Source organism: Phytohabitans sp. LJ34 (genome assembly GCF_052068095.1).
In the GTDB taxonomy this organism is placed as follows: Bacteria; Actinomycetota; Actinomycetes; order Mycobacteriales; family Micromonosporaceae; genus Phytohabitans.
On the sequence record NZ_JBQHDG010000035.1, the window covers coordinates 60,461 to 81,117 of the forward strand.

At 70.0% G+C, this 20,657-nt stretch carries 12 protein-coding genes and 3 pseudogenes; 12 read left to right on the forward strand and 3 right to left on the reverse strand.

The window, feature by feature from the left end; all coding sequences use genetic code 11:
• Positions 1-696: 696 nt before the first annotated feature.
• The 4 genes from ACTMTJ_RS41980 to ACTMTJ_RS41995 all read left to right on the forward strand — a co-directional run bounded on the left by ACTMTJ_RS41980 (position 697) and on the right by ACTMTJ_RS41995 (position 7,416).
• Entirely contained in the window at positions 697-4,203 is a 3,507-nt protein-coding gene (locus ACTMTJ_RS41980; RefSeq protein WP_441224348.1) for a ThuA domain-containing protein, read from the forward strand.
• Positions 4,204-4,276: 73 nt separating this feature from the next.
• On the forward strand, positions 4,277-5,689 hold the full coding sequence (locus tag ACTMTJ_RS41985; protein ID WP_441224349.1) for a non-reducing end alpha-L-arabinofuranosidase family hydrolase: 1,413 nt from the start codon (positions 4,277-4,279) through the stop codon (positions 5,687-5,689).
• A gap of 139 nt (positions 5,690-5,828) precedes the next feature.
• Positions 5,829-7,088, forward strand: coding sequence for an amidase domain-containing protein (locus ACTMTJ_RS41990; protein WP_441224350.1), 1,260 nt, complete (start codon positions 5,829-5,831; stop codon positions 7,086-7,088).
• A gap of 13 nt (positions 7,089-7,101) precedes the next feature.
• On the forward strand, positions 7,102-7,416 hold the full coding sequence (locus ACTMTJ_RS41995; protein ID WP_441224351.1) for a hypothetical protein: 315 nt from the start codon (positions 7,102-7,104) through the stop codon (positions 7,414-7,416).
• 12 nt (positions 7,417-7,428) lie between these two features.
• On the opposite strand, the gene ACTMTJ_RS42000 is transcribed toward ACTMTJ_RS41995, so the two are convergent.
• The 3 genes and pseudogenes from ACTMTJ_RS42000 to ACTMTJ_RS42010 all read right to left on the reverse strand — a co-directional run.
• Positions 7,429-7,989 carry an RCC1 domain-containing protein gene (locus ACTMTJ_RS42000; protein ID WP_441224352.1) on the reverse strand — a complete coding sequence of 187 codons (561 nt, stop codon included), beginning with the start codon at positions 7,987-7,989 and terminating at the stop codon, positions 7,429-7,431.
• Positions 7,990-8,039: 50 nt separating this feature from the next.
• A pseudogene (locus ACTMTJ_RS42005) lies at positions 8,040-8,141 on the reverse strand (hypothetical protein); the annotation flags it as partial.
• A 162-nt stretch (positions 8,142-8,303) separates the two neighbouring features.
• Positions 8,304-8,633 (reverse strand): annotated as a pseudogene (locus tag ACTMTJ_RS42010) (hypothetical protein); the annotation flags it as partial.
• 310 nt (positions 8,634-8,943) lie between these two features.
• Between ACTMTJ_RS42010 and ACTMTJ_RS42015 the strand changes: the two are divergent.
• The 8 genes and pseudogenes from ACTMTJ_RS42015 to ACTMTJ_RS42050 all read left to right on the forward strand — a co-directional run.
• Positions 8,944-11,835: an AfsR/SARP family transcriptional regulator gene (locus ACTMTJ_RS42015; RefSeq protein WP_441224353.1), complete on the forward strand. Its 2,892-nt coding sequence runs from the start codon at positions 8,944-8,946 to the stop codon at positions 11,833-11,835.
• 319 nt (positions 11,836-12,154) lie between these two features.
• Positions 12,155-12,577: pseudogene (locus tag ACTMTJ_RS42020) on the forward strand (radical SAM protein); the annotation flags it as partial.
• Between the two features lie 301 nt (positions 12,578-12,878).
• A complete protein-coding gene (locus ACTMTJ_RS42025) occupies positions 12,879-13,289 on the forward strand; it encodes a hypothetical protein (RefSeq protein WP_441224361.1) in 411 nt (136 codons plus the stop codon).
• Positions 13,290-13,306: 17 nt separating this feature from the next.
• Positions 13,307-14,581, forward strand: a complete 1,275-nt coding sequence (locus ACTMTJ_RS42030; protein ID WP_441224360.1) for an MFS transporter — start codon at positions 13,307-13,309, stop codon at positions 14,579-14,581.
• A gap of 16 nt (positions 14,582-14,597) precedes the next feature.
• Positions 14,598-16,535: a RiPP maturation radical SAM C-methyltransferase gene (locus ACTMTJ_RS42035; protein WP_441224354.1), complete on the forward strand. Its 1,938-nt coding sequence runs from the start codon at positions 14,598-14,600 to the stop codon at positions 16,533-16,535.
• Positions 16,532-17,179 carry a DUF5825 family protein gene (locus tag ACTMTJ_RS42040; RefSeq protein ID WP_441224355.1) on the forward strand — a complete coding sequence of 216 codons (648 nt, stop codon included), beginning with the start codon at positions 16,532-16,534 and terminating at the stop codon, positions 17,177-17,179. The genes ACTMTJ_RS42035 and ACTMTJ_RS42040 overlap by 4 nt, the downstream gene beginning before the upstream one ends.
• A gap of 118 nt (positions 17,180-17,297) precedes the next feature.
• On the forward strand, positions 17,298-19,655 hold the full coding sequence (locus ACTMTJ_RS42045; protein ID WP_441224356.1) for a S1 family peptidase: 2,358 nt from the start codon (positions 17,298-17,300) through the stop codon (positions 19,653-19,655).
• Between the two features lie 11 nt (positions 19,656-19,666).
• On the forward strand, positions 19,667-20,657 hold a 991-nt coding region (locus tag ACTMTJ_RS42050), incomplete at its 3' end, for an ALF repeat-containing protein (protein ID WP_441224357.1).

Sequence of the window (20,657 nt, forward strand, 5' to 3'; positions counted from 1 at the left end):
GTCTCCTTGCCTACCCCGACGATGCGCGAGTGGCTGAAACATAAGTCGTATGATGTATGATGTCAACCATGGATCCCGGTCGATGTGGCGGCCGGTTGATACATCAGATGACTTATCACGCTCAGCTAGAAGAGCGCCGTCCTCGCGATGGAGGATGCCCTGCTCATAGCGAACATCGAAGATGTTGACTCCGTTCGAACGGTGATCTAACGTGTGATGCCTGGCGCTCGTGCGCTGCTGGGCACCCACGCGAGAGGAATCCCCGACGATGTCCTCGTCGTCTATGTTCACGTTCACGCGACGCGGGCTTGTCACGATGGCCGGGATCCCCGGCGCCGCCGCTACCGGTCTTCGGAGGGGTGGGGTCGCGTTCGCCACCGCTGGGCCCTCCAGCCGGCTCGGTCTTCGACTTCGAGCGTGGCGGCCCGGCCGACATCCAGGTCCCCTACTGGCTGACCGACGACAGCATTTCACGCTCCAGCTGGCGGAGGTGGCGGGACGACGATACACACCGCCGGCTCCGCCGCGGGCATGTGGACTCCCAACGCCAGCACCGACAACAAGTGGACCATCACGGCGGTGTGAGCCTCGGCGGGCCTCGCGTGCGGCCGGAGGCCGGGCGGCGCGTGCCACGAGACGTCACCCACCACCGTCCACATCAGAGAAAGGCCTATGATGCCGCATACCTCAAGACCAATGTTTCGAAGATTGGCCTTCTGCCTTGCCTTGATCATGGCGGCGGTCGGCTTCACCGCCGTCCCGGCTCGGGCGGCGGCGGACTTCAGTGTCCTGGTCTTCAGTAAGACGGCCGGCTTCCGGCACGACTCGATCCCGGCGGGCATCGCCGCGATCCAGCAGCTGGGCACCCAAAACAACTTCACCGTGGAGACCACGGAGGACGCGGCGCAGTTCACCGCGGCGAACTTGGCGCGTTTCCAGGCGGTCGTCTGGCTCTCCACCACCGCGGACGTGCTGAACGCCAGCCAGCAGGCGGCGTTCGAGGGCTTCATCCGGGGCGGCGGGGGATACGCGGGCATCCACGCGGCGTCCGACACCGAGTACGACTGGCCGTGGTACGGCAACCTCGTCGGCGCCTACTTCGCCAGCCACCCGGCCAACCAGAACGCCACCGTGCGGATCGAGGACACGGCCCATCCGTCGACGACCGGTCTGCCGACCGCGTGGCAGCGATTCGACGAGTGGTACAACTTCCGGACCAACCCGCGTTCGCAGACCCACGTGCTGGCCACATTGGACGAGAGCACCTATTCCGGTGGCTCGATGGGTGGGGATCATCCGATCGCGTGGTGCCGTGGTTACGACGGCGGCCGCTCGTGGTACACCGGCATGGGCCACACCATCGAGAGCTTCAGCGACGCGAACTTCCGCAGGCATCTGTTGGGTGGTATCCGGTACGCGGCGCAGGGGACCGGCAACTGCTCGACCGGCCAGCCGCCGCAGGCCGGCTACCGCCAGGTGACGCTGGCCAAGGGCGTCGCCGAGGTCGGCGAGCCGATGGGCCTGACGGTCCTGCCCAACCGGGGCGTGCTGCACACCTCGCGGGATGGCACGGTCCGCTACACCGATCCGGCCGGCAACACGAAGGTGGCGCTGACCATCCCGGTGTACACGCACGACGAGGAGGGGCTTCAGAGCATCAAGGCCGATCCCAACTTCGCGTCGAACCGGTGGGTGTACGTGTACTACTCGCCCAGGTTGTCCACGCCGAACGGTGACGCGCCCGCCACGGGTTCGGCTGCCCAGTTCGCGCCGTTCAACGGGGTGAACCGGCTGTCCCGCTTCACCGTCAACGCGGACTTCACGCTGAACGCGGCGTCCGAGGTGACGGTCCTCGATGTGCCGACAAGTCGCGGCATGTGCTGTCACGTCGGCGGTGACATCGACTTCGACGCGGCCGGCAACCTCTACCTGTCCACAGGGGACGACACCAACCCGTTCGACTCCAGCGGTTACACGCCGATCGACGAGCGGGCCGACCGCAACCCGGCTTACGACGCGCAGCGCTCGGCGGGCAGCAGCAACGACCTGCGCGGCAAGGTGCTGCGGATCCGGCCGAGCACGGGCGGCGGGTACACGATCCCGGCGGGCAACATGTTCGCGCAGGGTACGGCGAACACCAAGCCCGAGATCTACGCGATGGGGTTCCGCAACCCGTTCCGGATGGCGGTGGACAAGGCGACCGGCATCGTCTATCTCGGCGAGTACGGACCGGACGCCGGCACGAGCAGCCCCACCCGCGGGCCGGCAAACCATGTCGCGTTCGAGCGCATCACGCAGCCCGGCTTCTACGGCTGGCCGTACTGCTCGAACTACAACACGCCGTACATCGACTACACCTTCCCGTCCGGGCCTTCGGGCTCCGCGTTCAACTGCTCCGGCGGGCCGGTGAACAACTCGCGCAACAACACCGGCATCACCCAGCTGCCACCCTCGCAGAGGGCGTGGCTGCCGTACGGCGGGGAGCAGAATCCGCCGGCGCTCGGCTCTGGAGGCCTGTCGCCGATGGGGGGCCCGGTCTACAACTACAGCGCCACGCTCGCGTCGGACGTGAAGTTCCCGGCGTCGATGAACGGCAAGGTCTTCCTCGGTGAGTTCGGCCGGCGGTGGATCAAGACGGCGACCGTGACCTCATCGGGCGGGGTCGGTGCGATCGACGCGTTCTCGGCCTACACCGGCACCCAGGTGATGGACATGGAGTTCGGGCCGGACGGCGCGTTGTACGTGCTCGACTACGGCACCGGCTGGGGCAGCGGTGACGCAAGCTCGGCGGTGTACCGGATCGAGTACAACTCCGGTGGCGGTCGCTCGCCGACCGCCTCCGCGTCGGCGAATCCGACGAGCGGAAACGCGCCGCTGACCGTGCAGTTCAGCTCGGCGGGTTCGAGCGACCCGGACGGCGACCCGATCACCTACGCGTGGGACTTCACCACCAACGGCAGCACCGACTCGACCGCGGCCAACCCGGCGTTCACGTACACGGCCAACGGCGAGTTCACCGCCACGCTCACGGTCACCGACAGCACCGGCCGCAGCTCGACGGCGAGCCTGGTGATCGGGGTGGGCCGGCCGACGGTCGCCCTCACCCTGCCGGTGAACGGGAGGCTGTTCAACTTTGGTGACGCCATCCCGTTCGAGGTCACTGTCACCGACCCGAACACGCCGACGGTCGACTGTAGCCGTGTGAAGGTCAAGTACATCCTGGGGCACGACAGCCACGGTCATGACATCACCAGCACCACCGGGTGCTCGGGCACGATACAGACCACCGTGGACGGTGAACACGACGCCAACGCGAACATCGTCGGCGCGCTGATGGCCGAGTACACCCCGGCCGGCTGGACCACGGCGGTGACCTCGTCGCAGGTGGTCATGCAGCCACGGACCCGGCAGGCCGAGCACTACAGCGGCCAGCAGGGCACCACCATCGTGGCCAAGCCGTCGGCCAACGGCGGCAACGCGGTCGGCTTCGTCGAAAACGGCGACTGGATCTCGTTCACCCCGTACAACTTGAGCGGCGCCACGTCGTTCACCGCGCGGGTCGCCTCCGCCGGCTCGGGTGGCACCATCTCCCTGCGCAGCGGCTCAGCCACCGGACCGGTGGTCGGCACCGCTACCGTCGCGCCCACCGGCGGCTGGGAGACCTGGACCAACGTCACCGGCACGGTCAACCCGCCGGCCGGCACCACCAACCTGTTCCTCGTGTTCACCGGTGGATCGGGCTACCTGTTCGACGTGGACGCGTTCACCTTCGGCGGCGGCACGCCTCCGCCCACGACGCCTCCGCCCACCACGCCACCGCCGACAACACCGCCGCCCACGACCCCGCCCCCGACAACGCCTCCGCCGACCACGCCACCACCCACGACTCCGCCGCCAGGTGGCCGGTCGTGTACGGCGGCGTACTCGGTGACGAGCCAATGGTCCGGTGGCTTCCAGGCCGAGATGCGGGTCACGGCCGGCTCCGAACCGATCAGCGGCTGGACGGTGACCTGGACGTTGGGCAACGGCCAGAGCATCAGCCAGTCCTGGAACGCCACCGTCACGTCGAGCGGCACCGGCGTGACCGCGCGAAACGTCTCCTACAACGGGTCGCTCGGCGCGGGTGCCGGCACGGCGTTCGGCTTCATCGGCACGGGGACCGGCGCGTCCGCCGTGTCGTCGCTCAGCTGCACCGCCACGTGATCTAGGCGCGGCGCGGCACCAGCCGGTGCCGCGCCGCCCGGCGGTGTCGCCACTATCCTATTAGGAGTAATTCATGACTGGATCCAGAGCGACAAGGCTCGGCCTGGCGTCGGCGGGTGCCGCCTTGCTGGCGTCGGCTGCTGTTGTCGTGGCCTTGCCGGCTGGCGCCGCGGCCGCCGGCTGCTCGGTAAACTATGCCGTGTCCTCGCAGTGGCCCGGCGGATTCGGCGCCAACGTGTCGATCACCAACCTGGGTGACCCGTTGACCAGTTGGACGTTGACGTGGTCGTTCGGTGCCGGGCAGACCGTGACCCAGGCGTGGAACACGTCGTTGACGCAGAGCGGCGCGGCCGTGACCGCCAGGAGCATGAGTTACAACGGCTCGGTACCGACCAACGGCACGGTGTCGTTCGGCTTCAACGGGTCCTGGACGAGCAGCAACCCGGCACCGACGAGTTTCGCCGTAAACGGCGTGGCGTGTGGCGGCGTGCCGCCGACGACCGTGCCGACCACGCCCCCGACCACCACGCCCACGACGTCGCCGCCGACGTCGCCGCCCCCGACGACACCGCCCCCCACGTGCCCACTTCCGTCGAGGTACAGCTGGTCGTCGACGGGTCCGTTGGCGAACCCGAAGTCGGGGTGGGTGTCGTTGAAGGACTTTACCTATGCTCCGTACAACGGGCGGCATCTTGTCTACGCGACGACGCACGATTTTGGTACGTCGTGGGGTTCGATGAACTTCAGTCTTTTCTCCGACTGGTCGCAGATGGCCTCGGCGAGCCAGAACACGATGTCGTCGGGCACGGTGGCGCCGTCGTTGTTCTACTTCGCTCCCAGAAACATTTGGGTGCTGGCCTACCAGTGGGGTGGTACGGCGTTCTCCTACCGCACGTCCAGCGATCCGACCAATCCGAATGGCTGGTCGTCGCAGCAGGTGCTGTCCACGGCGAGCATCTCCAACTCCGACACCGGTCCAATCGACCAGGCGTTGATCGGTGACAGCAGCAACATGTACTTGTTCTTCGCCGGGGACAACGGCCGCATCTACCGGGCCAGCATGCCGATCGGGAACTTCCCGGGCAGCTTCGGCAACCAGGCCACGGTGATCATGACGGACAGCACGAACAACCTGTTCGAGGCGGTCCAGGTCTACAAGCTCCAAAACCAGAACCTGTACCTGATGATCGTCGAGGCGATCGGCGCGCAGGGTCGCTACTTCCGCTCGTTCACGGCGACCAGCTTGGGTGGGACGTGGACGCCGCAGGCGGCCAGTGAGAGCAACCCGTTCGCGGGCAAGGCCAACAGCGGCGCGACGTGGACCAACGACATCAGTCACGGCGAGCTGATCCGTAGCAACGCCGACCAGACCATGACCGTCGACCCTTGCAACCTCCAACTGCTCTACCAAGGCCGCGCCCCCAACTCCGGCGGCGACTACGGCCTCCTCCCTTACCGACCGGGCCTGCTCACCTTGCGGCGCTAGCCGGTGGCACGCAGCGGCGGGCTCGGCCTTGTGCCGAGCCCGCCCGCGTGTGAGCGGCGTTCCGGAGGGCTTGCTCTGAACCAGCCGCCCCACCTGGACGTAGCGGTGGTAAGAGCGGGTGTTGGACAGGGTGTGCGTTTTGGTTACATTTCTGGAACTCCGTGACGCGAGACCTGAGCTGTGGAAGTCGGCGGCCGACGACGCGGTCGCGTTGGCGCAGTTGGCGGAGGAGTCGGCCGGCGATATCTACGAGCGGGGCGCGGCGCCCGTCGGTGAAAACTGGACTGACGAGGTCGGCACGCGCGCGGCCGCCAACCTGCGGCGGCTGGCGAGACGGTTCGAGACGGCCGCGATCACGCTGCGGGGCGTCGCGATGACGCTCGACGGACTTGGCGAGTCGGTCGAGGCTCTACAGCAGACGCTGCTGTCGGCCGTCGACTACGCGCGTCGGCACGGGCTCACCGTCAGCGATTCCGGTCGGGTCAGCGCGCAGGAGTTCACCCGGCTGGAAGTGCCGCCGGAGGTTGGCCAGGCGAACCAGATCATCGCCGAGGCCGTCGAGTCGGCGACGCGGATCGACGAAGAGGTCAAGGCGGAGCTGGGTAGGTTGACCCAGGCGGCGGCGGACGTCGCGGCGGCGGTGGCCGGCGGGCGCCTGGACGAGGCCCTGACGCTGGCGCAGCGCGTGCAACAGTCGGCCGCGCAGAACCAGATCGACCTGATCCGGGAGAGCCTGCCCATCGGAGAGAGCCCGCAGGTGGTGGCGGCGTGGTGGGCCGCGCTCACTCCTGATCAACGCGCGGAGTACGAGCGCGCCGTGCCGGTCGACCTGCACGACCTCGACGGCATCCCGGCCGAGGTCAAAGCGGGCCTGCGCGGCTCGGATGGCTACGACCGGGTGGAGACGATCCGCTGGGCACAGGAGCACTGGGACGACGCCGGCATCGACATCTTCGACAACAACTGCGCCAACTTCGTCTCGCACTCGCTGCTGAATGGCGGACTGGAGCAGAAGATGGACCCCTGGGGCACATGGAGCGACAACTCGTGGGGCCGGGGCCTCCAGACCGGCTGGGATTGGCTCGACAGCAACGACCGATCGCACAGCAGGCCCTGGACCCAGTCCGAGGCGCAGCGGGACTTCTTCCTGGACAACGGCGGATCACAGGTGTCCACGACGGATGCCAGGCCCGGCGACGTCATCTACTTCGAAAACGCCGGCGAAGACCGGGCACACCACGCCGCGGTGGTCACGGCGGTCACGCCGGATGGCGACATCCTCTACACCCAGCACACGGACTCGCAGCTGAACAGGAGCCTGGACAGCCGGCTGGCCCAGTACGAGGTGACCGGTCCTGAGCAGGACGTGGTCATCGTGCGGCCCCGGCAGACGTGGTAAGGACGGGAGCGACGTGGTGCTCGACATCGAACCGACATCGGTCGCCCGTGCCGGCACCGATCTACAGAGCCTGGGGGCCGAGGCCAAAGCCAAGGTCGGCAGCCTCTTCGCCAGCGGCGAAGCGGCGGCGAACGGGCACGCCGGCTGGCAGTCCTCAGCCCAGTTGCTCGCCTGTGGCCAGGCGTGGAGGGCCCAACTGGAGCAGATGATCGACTACATCACCAACGTCGGTCTCAACCTCACCTCATCCGCTGTCCAGATCACCGCCGAGGACGTCGAGGCCGCCGACCGCATCGACGACGTCCTCCACGGCTTGGCCGGCCGCTGACCGCCCGTCCCCTCAGAGGGCCGTCGGGACCGTCCGGTCGTTGGTGTCGCCGACACCGAGTTGGCCGTGGTAGTTGTAACCCCAGCAGTGCAGCGAGCGGTCGGTTCGGAGGCCGCAGGTGAAGTTGGCGCCGACCGCGAGCGACAGCCAGCTGCCCTCACCGCTGAGCCGTGCGGGGGTGGTCCGGCGGTTGGTGTCGCCGAGGCCGAGCCGACCGTCGCCGTTGTGACCCCAGCAGTAGCGCCGGCCGTCGTTCTTCAACGCGCAGGTGTGCCGGCTCCGGTTGGCGATTTCCACCGTTTGCCAGTCGCCCTCGGTCCCGACGACCGTGGGCAGCATGCGGGTTTCGAGGTCGCCGAGGCCGAGCTGACCACTGGTATTGCCGCCCCAGCAGAGCAGCTCGTCGTCGGGCCGGATGCCGCAGGTGTGGTCGGCGCCGGCCGCGACGCCCGTCCAGGTGCCGTCGTTGGTCCGGGTGACCGGCTTGCGCCGTTCGAGGGTGTGGCCCATCCCCAGCTGCCCCCAGCCGTTGAATCCCAGCAGTAGCGCTGGCCGCCGCTCTTGAGGGCGCAAGCGTGCCGGTCACCGATCGCGAACCAGCCGGTGGCCCAGTTGGTGTCCGATCCGTAGACCTGCTCGGGGCTGTTGATCGGGTCGCCCTCCGAGTCGATGCCGGCCGTGCCGTACTGGTTGTCTCCCCAGCAGTACAGCCGGCCGGCGTTCATCCCGCACGTGTTCTCGCTGCCGGCCGTCAGCACCCACCAGGTCTGCTCACCGGGCTGGCTGGTCGGCACGTAGACGGGGCCGGCGATGTCGGGCAGCCCGACCGCTCCTTCCAAGGACTCACCCCAGCAGTAGCGCACACCACCCATCGTGAGGGCGCACGTGTGCCGGCCGCCCGCGTACACGAACGACCAGTCCGTACGGGTGCCGACCCTGGTCGGGACGGTGCGCGGCAGGATCTGGTCGCGGCCCAGGCCGAGCTGGCCGTAGGCCGCCTCTCCCCAGCACCACAGGGTGTGGTCGACGCGGATCGCACACGCGTGACTGTTGCCGGCCGACACGCTGCTCCACTGCACGGCGGCGTGCGCCGGCGGTGCCGAGACGACCGAGGTGACGAGTGCGGCCACCAAGGCGGCGGCGACGAGGCCACGGCGGGTGAGGCGCCCATTCATGACGGTCACCGTAGGTGAGGCCCGCCCGCGAGCGCTCGACATTCCCTTGTGGACCGCTGGAGGTCGGTCCTATCGGCACTCGCTGCAATGCGGGACGAAGGGGTCGGCATGCGCCGCTGACGAGGCGCCGACGCCGACCAGTGCGAACATCGCCGTCAGCAACGCGGCGAGGATTATGCGGCTTTTTCGGCTCATGTCGTTTCGGTTCCTTTGGGGTGCGGGATCCGGAAGCTGCCGTTGTGGTGGGTCTATGCCCCGATGGCAGGATGAGACTAGCCTGCGGAACTGGCTGACAAATGGTTGCCGACTGGTCGGAGGGGCGGCTGGTCGGGGCGGGTGGTCGGGAGGTCGCGTGCGCTTGCAGATACTCGGCCCGGTCAGAGCCTGGCGCGGCGAGGACCCCATCGACCTCGGGCCGGCCGGCCACCGGGCGGTGTTGGGGCTGCTGGCGCTTGCCTGCGGCGAGCCGGTGTCGCGGGCCGACCTTGTCGCGGCGCTCTGGGGTGAGCGACCGCCGCCGAGCGCGACGAACATGATCCAGAGCCGGGTGAAACACCTGCGCCGCGCGTTGGAGCCAGGGCGCCGGTCGTATACGCGCAGCGCGGTCCTGCCGTCCGTGGGGGATGGCTACGCGCTCGAACTGTCCGATGTAGACCTCGACCTGGCCCGGTTTCGCGGTCTGCTCGCGGACGCGAACGCGGCGCGACGCGGCGGCGACCTCCGGCAGGCGTCGGCGCTGCTGACCGAAGCGCTTCAGCTGTGGCACGGCTCGCCGCTGGCCGACGTACCGGCGCTGGCCGCGCACCCCAAGGTCACCAGCCTCGCCGACCAGCGGCGGACCGCGTTGGCGCAGTACGGCGACGCGCTGCTGGCGTCCGGCGCCGTGGTCGACGCGCTGCCCGCGCTGGAGGAGGCGGCCGCGAGCCAGCCGTTCGACGAGGTCGCCTGGGCGAGGCTGATCGACGCCTACCGGGCCGCCGGGCGACGGGCGCGCGCCTTCGCCGCGTACCACGAGATGCGCGGCCGGTTGGTCGACGAGCTCGGCATCGATCCCGGGCCGGAGCTTGTCGCCGCCCACGCCGCCCTGCTGCACGACGACACCGCGGTGCCCGCGGCCTCGCCGATCGTGGCGGCGCCGGACGGCGATGCTCCGCAGGAGGCCGGATGGCGAGCGGTCCAGCGACGGCCGCCGCCGGCTCATCTGCCCGCCGACACGGCGGGGTTCACCGGTCGGGAAGCGCAGTTGCGGCAGCTCGACGCGCTGCTCGCGGAGGCGTCCGGCGCGGCTCCCGCGTTCATCTGCGTGATCTCGGGGACCGCCGGGGTCGGCAAGACGACGCTCGCGGTGCGGTGGGCACACCGGGTCCGCGACCGGTTTCCCGACGGCCAGCTGTACGCGAACCTGCGCGGGTTCGGCGCGCCGGACGCCGCGCTCAAGCCGGTCGAGGTGATGCAGGGGTTCCTGGACGCGTTCGGGCTGCCCGCGCAGCAGATGCCCGCCAACCCGGTGGCGCTCGTCGGTCTGTACCGCAGCGTGCTGGCCGACAAGCGGGTCTTGATCGTGCTGGACGACGCCCGGGACGCCGAGCAGGTGCGACCGCTGCTGCCGGGCGCGGCCGGCAGCCTCGTGGTGGTCACCAGCAGAAACCGCCTCTCCAGCCTGGTCGCCGCCGAAGGGGCCCGGTCGATCGCGTTGGACCTGCTGTCGGTCGGTGAATCGCGGCAGCTGCTCGCCCACCGGGCGGGTGCCGCGCGGATCGGCGCCAACCCGGATGCCGTATGGGAGATCATCGATGCGTGCGCGCGGCTGCCGCTCGCCTTGGCCATCGTGGCCGCCCGCATCGCCACCGATCCCGGGCTGGCGCTGGACGAGTTGGTCGGCCAGCTTCGCGGGGGCCGGAGCACCTTGGACGCCCTGGCCGGCGAGGACGCGGTCACCGACGCGCGGGCGGCGTTCTCCCTGTCGTACGAGGCTCTCAGCGACCGGACCGCCGGGCTGTTCCGGCTGCTCGGGCTGCTCCCGGGCGCGGAGGTTACGGTCGCGGCGGCGGCCAGCCTCGCCGGGGTGTCCGCGGACGTCTCCCGCGCGCAGCTCGGCGAGCTCACCCGCGCACACCTGATCACCGAGCCCACCCCCGGCCGGTACCGGATGCACGATCTGCTGCGCGCGTACGCCGCTGAGCTTGCCGGCGATCTCGATCCCGAACCGCGGCGGGAGGCGGCGGCGGGCCGGATGCTCGACTACTACCTGCACACCGCGCACGCGGCGGCCGCTCTGCTCGATCCCCACCAGGCCCCGCTCCCGCTGGCCCCGCCCGAGCCCGGGGTGACACCGGAGCCGCTGACCGGTCATGCGGCCGCGCTGGCCTGGCTCGCGATCGAGCACTCCGCCCTCGTGCGGACGGTCGAGCAGGCCGGCAGCCGCGGATGGGACGGCTACGCGTGGCGGCTCGCCTCGGCTCTGGAAGAGTTCCTCAACCGGCGAGGGCATTTCGCCGACTGGGTCGCCATCCAGCGCACCGCGCTCACCGCCGGGGAACGGCTCGCGGATCCGGCGGTGCGGGCAAGGGCCCACCGGGGCCTGGCCCGGGCACACGCCCGGCTGGGCAAGCACGAACCGGCACACGCCCACTTCGCTCGGGCCCTCGACCTGTTCACCGCGCTGGACGACCTGGTCGGGCAGGCGCACACCCTGCTCGGCACCAGCTTCACCTGGGCCGGTCAAGGCGAGCACGCCAAGGCCCTGCGGCAGGCCGAGCGCGCCCTCGAGCTGTACCGCGGCGCCGGCGACCAGCGCGGGCAGGCCGCCACGCTCAACATGATCGGCTACTACCTCACCGCCCTCGGCGACCCCGGTGCCGCGCTGACCCACTGCGAACAGGCGCTGGCCCTCAACCAGGCGATCGGCAACCGCCGGGGCGAGGCCGACACCTGGGACAGCCTCGGCTACGCCCGCCACCAGCGGGGCGAGTACGCCGAGGCCGTCGCCTGTTACGGGCACGCGCTCGACCGGTACCGGGAGGTGGGCGCCCGCCAGTACGAGGCGGACACGCTGGCCAAGCTCGGCGGGAGCCAGCTGGCCACCGGCGACGCCGACGCGGCCCGCGACTCCTGGCGGGCGGCCCTGGCGCTGCTCGACGAGCTCGGCCACACCACGTTCGTCGACTGCGACGCCGACACGATCAGGGAGAGCCTCGACCGGCTGGAGCGGTCCGCGCCGACGCGCGCGGGGGGAGCCGACTGACCCCTGGTTGGCGGGCCCGACCAGTCGACAACCAATCGCGGCATATTTGGCCGCCAATGCCTCCTGCGAGCCTCGGTGCATAGCCGGACGTCCGCGGGTCGACTCTCGCGCCGGCGGACGGTCACCAGAGAGGAGGTGAGTATGTCCGTCATCAAGCGGGTGATCCGTGAGGGCGCCAACGCCGAGTCGCGGATCAGCGACTGGAAGTTCAGCTCCACCGTCGAAGTCAGCGGCTAGGAAGCAAGGCAGACGCTGTGTCGCCCTCGGGCCGCGGTCGGGTGCGGGGGCGGCACATCAGCGAAGAAAGGCGCGTGCCGGCATGGCCGTTGGAACCGGGATCGACGAATACATTCTCAAGATCGCGTCATGGTGCAATCTCGACTGCACCTACTGCTACTACTACCACGGCGCGGATACCTCTTTCCTCGGCCGGCCCCGGGAAATGGGACTGGATGTCATCGACGCGCTTGTCCCCAAGGTCATCTCTCATTGCGACGAGCATCAGATAAAGCAGATCCGGATCGATCTGCACGGCGGTGAGCCGCTGCTCGTGTCGAAGTCGACCTACCAGGGGATCATGGAGCGGCTGGCGGAGATCCCCCGGGCCGGTATAGGGGTCACCTACAAGATCACCACGAACGGTGTGCTGCTGGACGACGAGTGGGCGCGGCTGCTCGCGGCCCACCGGTTCCAGGTCGCGGTGAGCATCGACGGTCCGCGCGAGGTGCACGACCGGGCCAGGGTCGACCACGCGGGCCGCGGCAGCTACGACCGGGTGGTGCGCGGGCTGCGTACCGCGCTGGCCTGGCGCGATCGCGGGCTGGGGGTAAGCGCCCTGAGCGTGATCGATCCGTCCGCCTCCGGACGGGAGATGTACCAGCATCTGCGTTCGCTGGGCGTCGACCGGATGAGCTTCCTGCTGCCGGAGTCGAACTACGCGCACCCGCCCGCCGACTACGTCCCCAGCGGGCCGGACACGCCGTACGGACTTTCTCAACGAGGTCTTCGACGCGTGGATCAGCGAGGACGACGAGAGCGTCCGGGTGGGGCTGCTCACCGCGGTGGTGCAGGGCCTGGTCGGCCAGCGGCCACAGAGCGACCAGTTCGGCTCGGCGCCGGTGCGGGTCGCCGTCATCGAGACGGACGGCAGTGTCGAGCCGACGGACAACTTCAAGGCGTGCGCCGACCGGATGACCGATCTCGGTCTGGACATCTTCCGGAACACCTTCGACGACCTCTACTACGACGAGTTCTTCAAGAACTGTGTGGACACCGTGGGCCGGGTGCCGGACGCGTGCCGCGACTGCGCTTTCGTCCAGATCTGCGCCGGCGGACCGATGTCCACCCGGTACAGCGTGGCCGAGGGGTTCGGGCAGCGCACCGTCTACTGCAAGGAGTTCAAGTCGATGTTCGCACACGTCGACGGTTGGCTTCGCGCCCAGGAGGTGATCTGAGTGGCGCCGGATCGGCCGTGACCGCCGTCGACGACGCCCCGGCCCGGCCAGCGCCGACGAATCGATGGCAGCGTACCGTCGGCCCGCTGCGGGAGCGAGACTTCGCCCTGTTGTGGTTCGGGGAGCTGGTGTCCTCGTTCGGCGGCCCGTTCCAGGGCATCGCGATCGCGTTCTTCCTCATCCACCAAGGGCTCGGGCCGTTCGTGTTCGCTCTGGTGATCGCGGTCTTCAGCGTGTCGCGCACCGTCGGGGGTTTCGTCGCCGGTCCGCTCCTCGACCGCTACCCGCGGGTGAACTTCCTGTTGTGCGCCAACGTGGTGGCGTTCGGAGCCAGCGGCTCCGTCCTCCTGCTCACCCTGACCGGTCAGGGGATCTGGTTGCTGGTCCCGTTGCTCGCCGTACAGGCGATGACCGCCGGGGCCTACCTCACCGCGATGAGCTCGATCGCCCCGTCGGTGCTGCCGCCCGAGAAGCTGGCGTCCGGCAACGCCCTCATCCAGATGCTGTCGCAACTTCCGGCGGTGGTGGCCGCCCCGGCCGCCGGCATCGTGGCCAGCGCCGCGGGGGAGGGCACCGCGATAGGCATCAACGTGGTGTCGTACGCCTTCGCGGTCGCCGCCGGGTTCGCCGTGTACCGGCGCCGCCGGGCCGGTGGCGTGCCACAGGCGAGTGGGCGTGCGTCGTTTCGCGAGACCCTGCGCGACGGGCTGGCCGGGCTGCGGTTCGCCTCGGGTGAGCCGTGGCTCCGGCTCCTGCTCGTCGTCGAAATGGTGGGCAGCGCCGCCGCGGCCGGGGCGATGGTCATCGCGTTGCCGTTCTACGCCGACAAGCTCGGTGGAAGCCAGGCCTACGGGTTTCTCGTGGCGGGTTTCGGTGCGGGCTCGATCGTCGGCATGTTGTGGTTCGGAGGACTCGCCCGCCGGACCGGGCGGCGGGCGCTGCTGATCTGCGCGCTGCTGCTGAGTCAGGGCGTCCTGCTGGCGATGCTCGGGCTGCTGCCCTCCGGGCCCGGGGTGGTCGACCTGGCGCTGGTCGGGGCGGCCAACGGCATCTCCAACGTCGCCTTCGCCGGCCTCGTACAGACCGTCATCGACGATCGCTTTCTCGGGCGGGTCTTCGCGCTGGAGGCGGTGGCCACGTCGGTCCTGGCCCCGGTCGGCCACCTGTCCGCCGGTGCCCTGATCGCCACGTGGGGATCGACGGTGGCGCTGGGCATCGCCGGCCTCGCGATGGCCGCGACGGCCGCGGTAGGCATGGCCGCCCGCTCGGTTCGAAGCATCGACGCCCAATGACCACAAGGGAGGGACAGTGCGCCTGCTGCTGGTGAACATGCCCTGGGGAGCGCTCGATCTGCCGTCGCTGGCACTCGGCATCCTGAAGAACAGCGCGGCGGAGAAGTACCCGGACGCGACCGTCGAGGTGTGGGACGCCAACATCGACTACTTCGAGTGGGTACTCGAAAGGCGGCCGTTCAACGGATACGACTACCAGTACTACGGGCTGGAGACCTACTTCTCCGGCTTTGGCGACTGGATCTTCTCCTCGGCGCTCTACGACGATCCGATGTGGAGGATCGCCGAGTTCGACCGGTACGCCACCCGGAAGGGCAAGTCCTATCCGAGCAACCGCATCGCGATGGCGCGCGAGCTGCACGGGACCACACCGGAATTCATCCACCAGCTGGCCGAGCGCGTCGTGCGGTGGCGCCCGGACATCGTCGGCTTCACGACCACCTTCCAGCAGAACGTCGCCGCCCTGGCCGCCGCCAAGCACGTCAAGCGCCTCGACCCGCGGATCACCACGGTGTTCGGCGGTGCCAACTGCGACAGCGAACAAGGCGTGGCGCTGCACCGCAACTTCACCTTCGTGGACTTCGTGATCCGGGGCGAGGGAGAGGTGTCCTTCCCGAAGCTGCTCGACGCCATCGACCAGAAGACCACATTGGACACTGTCGACAGCCTCTGCTGGCGTGCGGCGGACGGCACGCCGGTGGCGAATCCGATGAGTGCCCGGCCGCTGGCGCCCAAGGACATCGTCAGCCCGGAGTTCACCGGCTACTTCGAACGGATCGCCCGCTCCCCGGCGATGCTCGTGGTCGAACCCAAGCTGGTGGTGGAAGGGGCGCGGGGCTGTTGGTGGGGCGAGAAGCACCACTGCACCTTCTGCGGGCTGAACGGCTCGTCCATGGCGTTTCGCAGCAAGAGCCCGGTGCGCTTCTTCGACGAGATCGAAGACCTGGTCCGGCGACACAAGGTGCTCGACGTGGTCGTCGTGGACAACATCATGGACATGTCGTACGTCACCTCGCTGCTGCCGCGGCTCGCCGAGAGCGGCTACACGCTGCGGATGCACTACGAAATCAAGTCGAACATGCGTCGTCCGCAGCTCGAGCTGCTTCGTGACGCGGGCGTCGTGAACGTCCAGCCGGGCATCGAAAGCCTCAGTACGCGGGTGCTCAAGCTGATGGACAAGGGCGTCAGCGGGTGCCAGAACGTCCGCATGCTCCGCGACGCCGCGGCACTCGGCCTGACCGTGGCCTGGAACTTCCTCGTCGGGTTTCCCGGTGAGACCGAGGCCGACTACCTCCCGGTCATCCGGCAGCTTGGCGTACTGCACCACCTGATGCCGTGCGGAGGCGCCACCCGCATCGCGCTCGAACGCTTCAGCCCGTACTTCAACCGACCCGAGCTCGGCTTCGCGGACCGCCGGGCCGACGAGCAGTACGCGCTGATCTACGACCTGCCGGACGAGGAGCTGGAAGGGCTCGCGTACCTCTTCACGGCACCCGAGCAAGGCATCGGGGAAGCGACCCTGGACCTGCTGCGCACCGGATTGGCCGAATGGGCCGACGCGCATCTGGAGTCCGAGCTCGCCCACTGCGACCTGGGCGACTCGATCGTCCTGGTCAACCGCCGCCGGCACTTTCCCTGGCGCACCTTGCGCATCGACGATCCGGTGGAGGCCGCCGTGTTCCGGCTGCTCGACCAGCCGCACGGCGTGGCGGCGCTGGCCCGGAAGGCCACCGCGCAGACGGGTGTGACGACCAGCGAGCCGGACGTCGCCGACCTGCTCGACCGGTGGCGGGAGCTCGGTCTCGTCTTCACCGACGCGGACCAGTTCGTCCACGTGGTCCCGGAGGCGACCAACTACGAGATGCTCCGGCTGCCCTCCGCCCTGCCGGTCGACCCACCCGCGATGGACGAGGCGGCCACGGCGGAGCGACGCGAGGAAGTGGTGCCGGTATGACCACCGCGACCGCCCTCGCGTTGTCCCGGTACCGGCACAGCGCGTCGGACCTGTCAACCCTGCCAGAGCTCGCGCAGGGGCCCGATCACGTCTGGTCCGAGCCGGCCGAGGTGGCCCGCCGGTACTTCGCCGAAGGCACCGGCCGTGTCGTGCTGCATGACGAGGTCGACCTGAGCCGAGGCCTCGAAGACCCCGCCACCGGGCGGGCGCTCGCGCTGATCCGGGAGCTGACCTCGTACGCGATCGTCGTCGACTGGCGGCTCCATCTCGGTGGTCACGTCGAGCTCTGGCGCCAGCTGTGCCACCTCTACCCGCCGTCCGCCGTGCTGGATCCGCGTGGGTTGGAGATTCACCGCGGCTGGTCGGGGCGGCACTTCATCGGGCAGTGCGTCTACCGGCGCGGGCCAGGTTTCGTGCAGGTACGGGACCGGCGCTTCAAGGGCCTCGAGAAGATCATCACCATCGACGAGACCGAGCACCTCGAAGCCATCCGGCTGCTGTTGGACTGCGCCGAGACGTCGACCGTGCCATCGCAGGCGCTCGCCGACTTCGTCGGCGAGGATCTCGTCCTGCACGTCGGCGACCGCGCGCTTTGGCTCCCCTACCTGATCCGGCGGTGGCCGATCCCCGCGATGACGGTCTGAGAGCGGCTGCCCGCGCCGACGCCCATCTGAAACCGGTTTGAAGCCGACCCCCGTCAGACTCCCAACGCGCACATATGTGTGCCGACTATGGACGGTCGTGTACGGGGGAGAGGTCTCGATGCGGGTGCTATTTCGGCGTGGGCTGTTGGCGACAGCCGCGGTCCTGTTTTCCGGGTCACTGCTGTCCGCCCCGGCCTACGGGGTCGCGGGCGGCACCGCGGCGCCGGCGAACGGGTTCGGCTTCGTGGCCGACGTCAAGGTGGGCAAGGCGGCACGCGGCTGCTCCGGCGCGCTGGTCGATCCAGAGTGGGTAGTCACGGCGAAGTCGTGCTTCGCGGAGGGTGCCGCGCCGGTGCCGGCCGGTCCGCCGGTGTACCCGACCACGGTGACCGTCGGCCGCGAAGACCTCACCACGACCGCCGAAGGACAGGTGCGCTCGGTCAGCCTCGTGGTGCCGCACGTGCAACGCGACCTGCTGCTGGCGAAGCTGGACACCCCGGTCGTCGAAGTGGCCCCGGTGAAGTTCGCGACGACCGCCCCAGCCGCCGGCGAAGCGCTGCAAGTGGCCGGCTTCGGGCGTACCGCCGGGGACTGGGTGCCGGACAGGCTGCACGTGGGCTCGTTCGCGGTCCAGTCGGTCGCCGTCGCCACGGTGAACGTCGTCGGCAGCCAGGCGCAGCCGGCGAGCATCTGCAAGGGTGACGCGGGCGGGCCGGCGGTGCGCGCGGTCGCCGGCGGGTACGAGCTCGTCGCCCTCAACGGGACCTCGTGGCAGGCCGGTTGCCTCGGTACCGCCGCGGCGGAGACCCGCAACGGGGCCACCGAGACCCGGCTCGACAACGTACGGGACTGGGTGCGGCGGACCGTGCGCGGCGGCAACTTCGTCCGGCTGCCCAGCAGCGCGCAGGTGCTCGACACCCGCAGCGACCTGGGCCTGCCGAAGGGGCAGCGGCCGGCCGGAAGCATCGGCTCCTTCCAGGTGACCGGTGTCGGCGGCATCCCGTCCAGCGGGGTCACCGCCGTGCTCATCGACGTCACCGCGGTGACGACCGGGCCCACGTTCCTGACCTTGTTTCCGGACGGGACGCCGCTCAACCATGCCCTGTCGATGCTGAACGCGGACGCCGGCCAGATCCTCTCCAACACCGCGGTGGTGCCGGTGCCGGCCAGCGGCAAGCTTTCCCTCTTCAACCACAGCTCACCCGCCGACGTGCTGGTCGACGTGCAGGGCTACTTCACCACCGACGTCATCGGCGGCGGCTTCACGCCGGTCGACTACACGCGGCTCGTCGACACCCGCACCGGGCTCGGCGGCGGCGGCACCGGCGTCGTGCCGGCCTGGGGCGGCAGCCGGACGTTCAAACTGACCGGCACGGTCATCCCCAACGGCACCCGCACCGCGTTCGTCGACCTCATCGTCACCGACGCGACGGGTCAGGGCTGGATCGGCGTGTACCCACCGGGCGGCGCCAACGACCGCAGCGCCATGGACTACGTGGCGGGCACGACCGCGCACGCCGTCTCGGTGCCGCTCGACGCGGACGGGCGGGTCACGATCACGAACAACGGCGCATCGTCGGTGCACGTCGTGGTGACCGCGACGGGCTACTTCACCACCAGCGCGACCGCGGGGTCCGGCCTGCGCACCCTCGCCGGCACGCGCAGGCTTGACACCCGCGAGGCCGGCACCGGCTCGCCGGTGACCGCCAACGGCACCGTCGACGTCGCGCTCGGGGTACCCGCGGGCACGACGGCGCTGGTGAACCTGACCGTCTTCGAAAACACCGCGATCGGGTCGCTGCGGGCCTGGCCGGTCGGCGGTACGGAGCCGGACGCGTCCCTGACGAACTACCCGGCGCCCAACACCACCGCCCGCTCCGGCCTCGCCGCGGTGCGGGTCGGCACCGACGGCAAGATCCGGATCCGCAACGCCAGCGGCGGCGCCACGCACATCATCGTCGACCTGCAAGGCTGGTACGCGCCGCCGCCCGCCGGTGCCGCCACGGCCACTGTGGACGCGGTGGACAAGCGTGCCGCCGCTTCGGCGGCCGACACGCCACAGGGGACGGTCGAAGACTACCTGTACCCGAACGCCGACCGGATCCTCGCCGAGATGAACGTGCGCCTGATCTCCGGCGACGGCCACATCGTGCTCGCCGACTGCGCCGACCAGCCGTCCGCCGGCGTGGGCCTGATCGAGGTCTACACGACCGAGAACGTCGCCTCCGGGCACGTGGTCTGCTTCCGGGTCCGCTCCGCGACCGGGATCCTCAACCTCGAACTGCCCGGCGTCTTCGAGATCCGCGGCGACGGCCAGACCGAGGGCACCGGCCACGAGGTCACCGCGGAGCTGATCGGCGACGACGGTCAGGAGGTCACCGTCGAGCTCGACCCCGACGGCAGCACCCAGGTGGGCGTCGGCGTGGACGAAAACAACTCGCCCACCACGCTGCTGCGCCTGACCGCGGGCGGATGAGGGGAATGGCGATGAACAAGCGACGTCGACCCCGGGCGCGGATCGCCGCGTTCACGGTGCTCGCGATGCTCACCGGCCTGCTGCACGCCAGCCCGGCGGCGGCCGTGGAGCCGATAGCCGCGGACCGGTCCCTGGTGGCGGCGGCCTGGCGGGGCAGCGATGCCCAGGTGCGTGCCGCCGCCGAGCGGGCGCTGCTCGGCTCCGACGAGCAGGTACGGGCGTTTCTCGACGGCGGCTGGCAGGAGGCCCAGCGTCTCGACGAGCGGGAGGCCGTCCTCGACGCGATCGGCCGGTCAGGCCCGACCGTACGGGCGGCGGGCAAGCAGGCGCTGGCCGCCGCCGACGCCGGCGACCAGAACGCGATCAGCACGTTCCTCAACGGCGGCTGGCAGCAGGCCGCCGACACCGACACGCGGATACAGGTCAACCAGCTGATGGCGGGCGCCGGCCCGCAGGTACGCGAGGCCTCCCAGGCCGCGCTCGACCGGCAGGACCCGGTGGCGCTGCGGGAGTTCGTGGACTCCGGCTGGCAGGCGAAGTGGGTCGTCGACCAGCGGCTGCGGGTCAACCAGGCGATGGTCAGCGGGGGGCCACAGGTCAAGGCCGCCGCCCAGCGGGCGCTGGACGCCGGTACACCGGAGGCGCTGGAGCAGTTCCTGGAGTACGGCTGGGCGACCGCGTCGGCCCACGACGACGAGGTCACCTCGCTGACCGACCTGCTCGCCCAGGCGGAGGCGGCCAGCGCGCTGGCCACCAAGGAGACACAGTCCGCCAAGGACGAGGGCGTGCGGGCCAAGGAAGCGGCGGAGGCCGCGCGCAAGGCGGCCGAGGAGGCCGCGGCGGCGACGGAAGCCGCCCGGAACAACCGGGACGAGGCGGCGGCGCACGCCAAGCGGGCGGCGTACGCGGCGGAGCAGGCGGCCCAGGCCGCGCGCGTCGCGGTCGGTGCCGCGGCGGCGGCGTCCCGGGCGGCGCGGGCGGCCGCGGCGGCGGCGTCCCGTA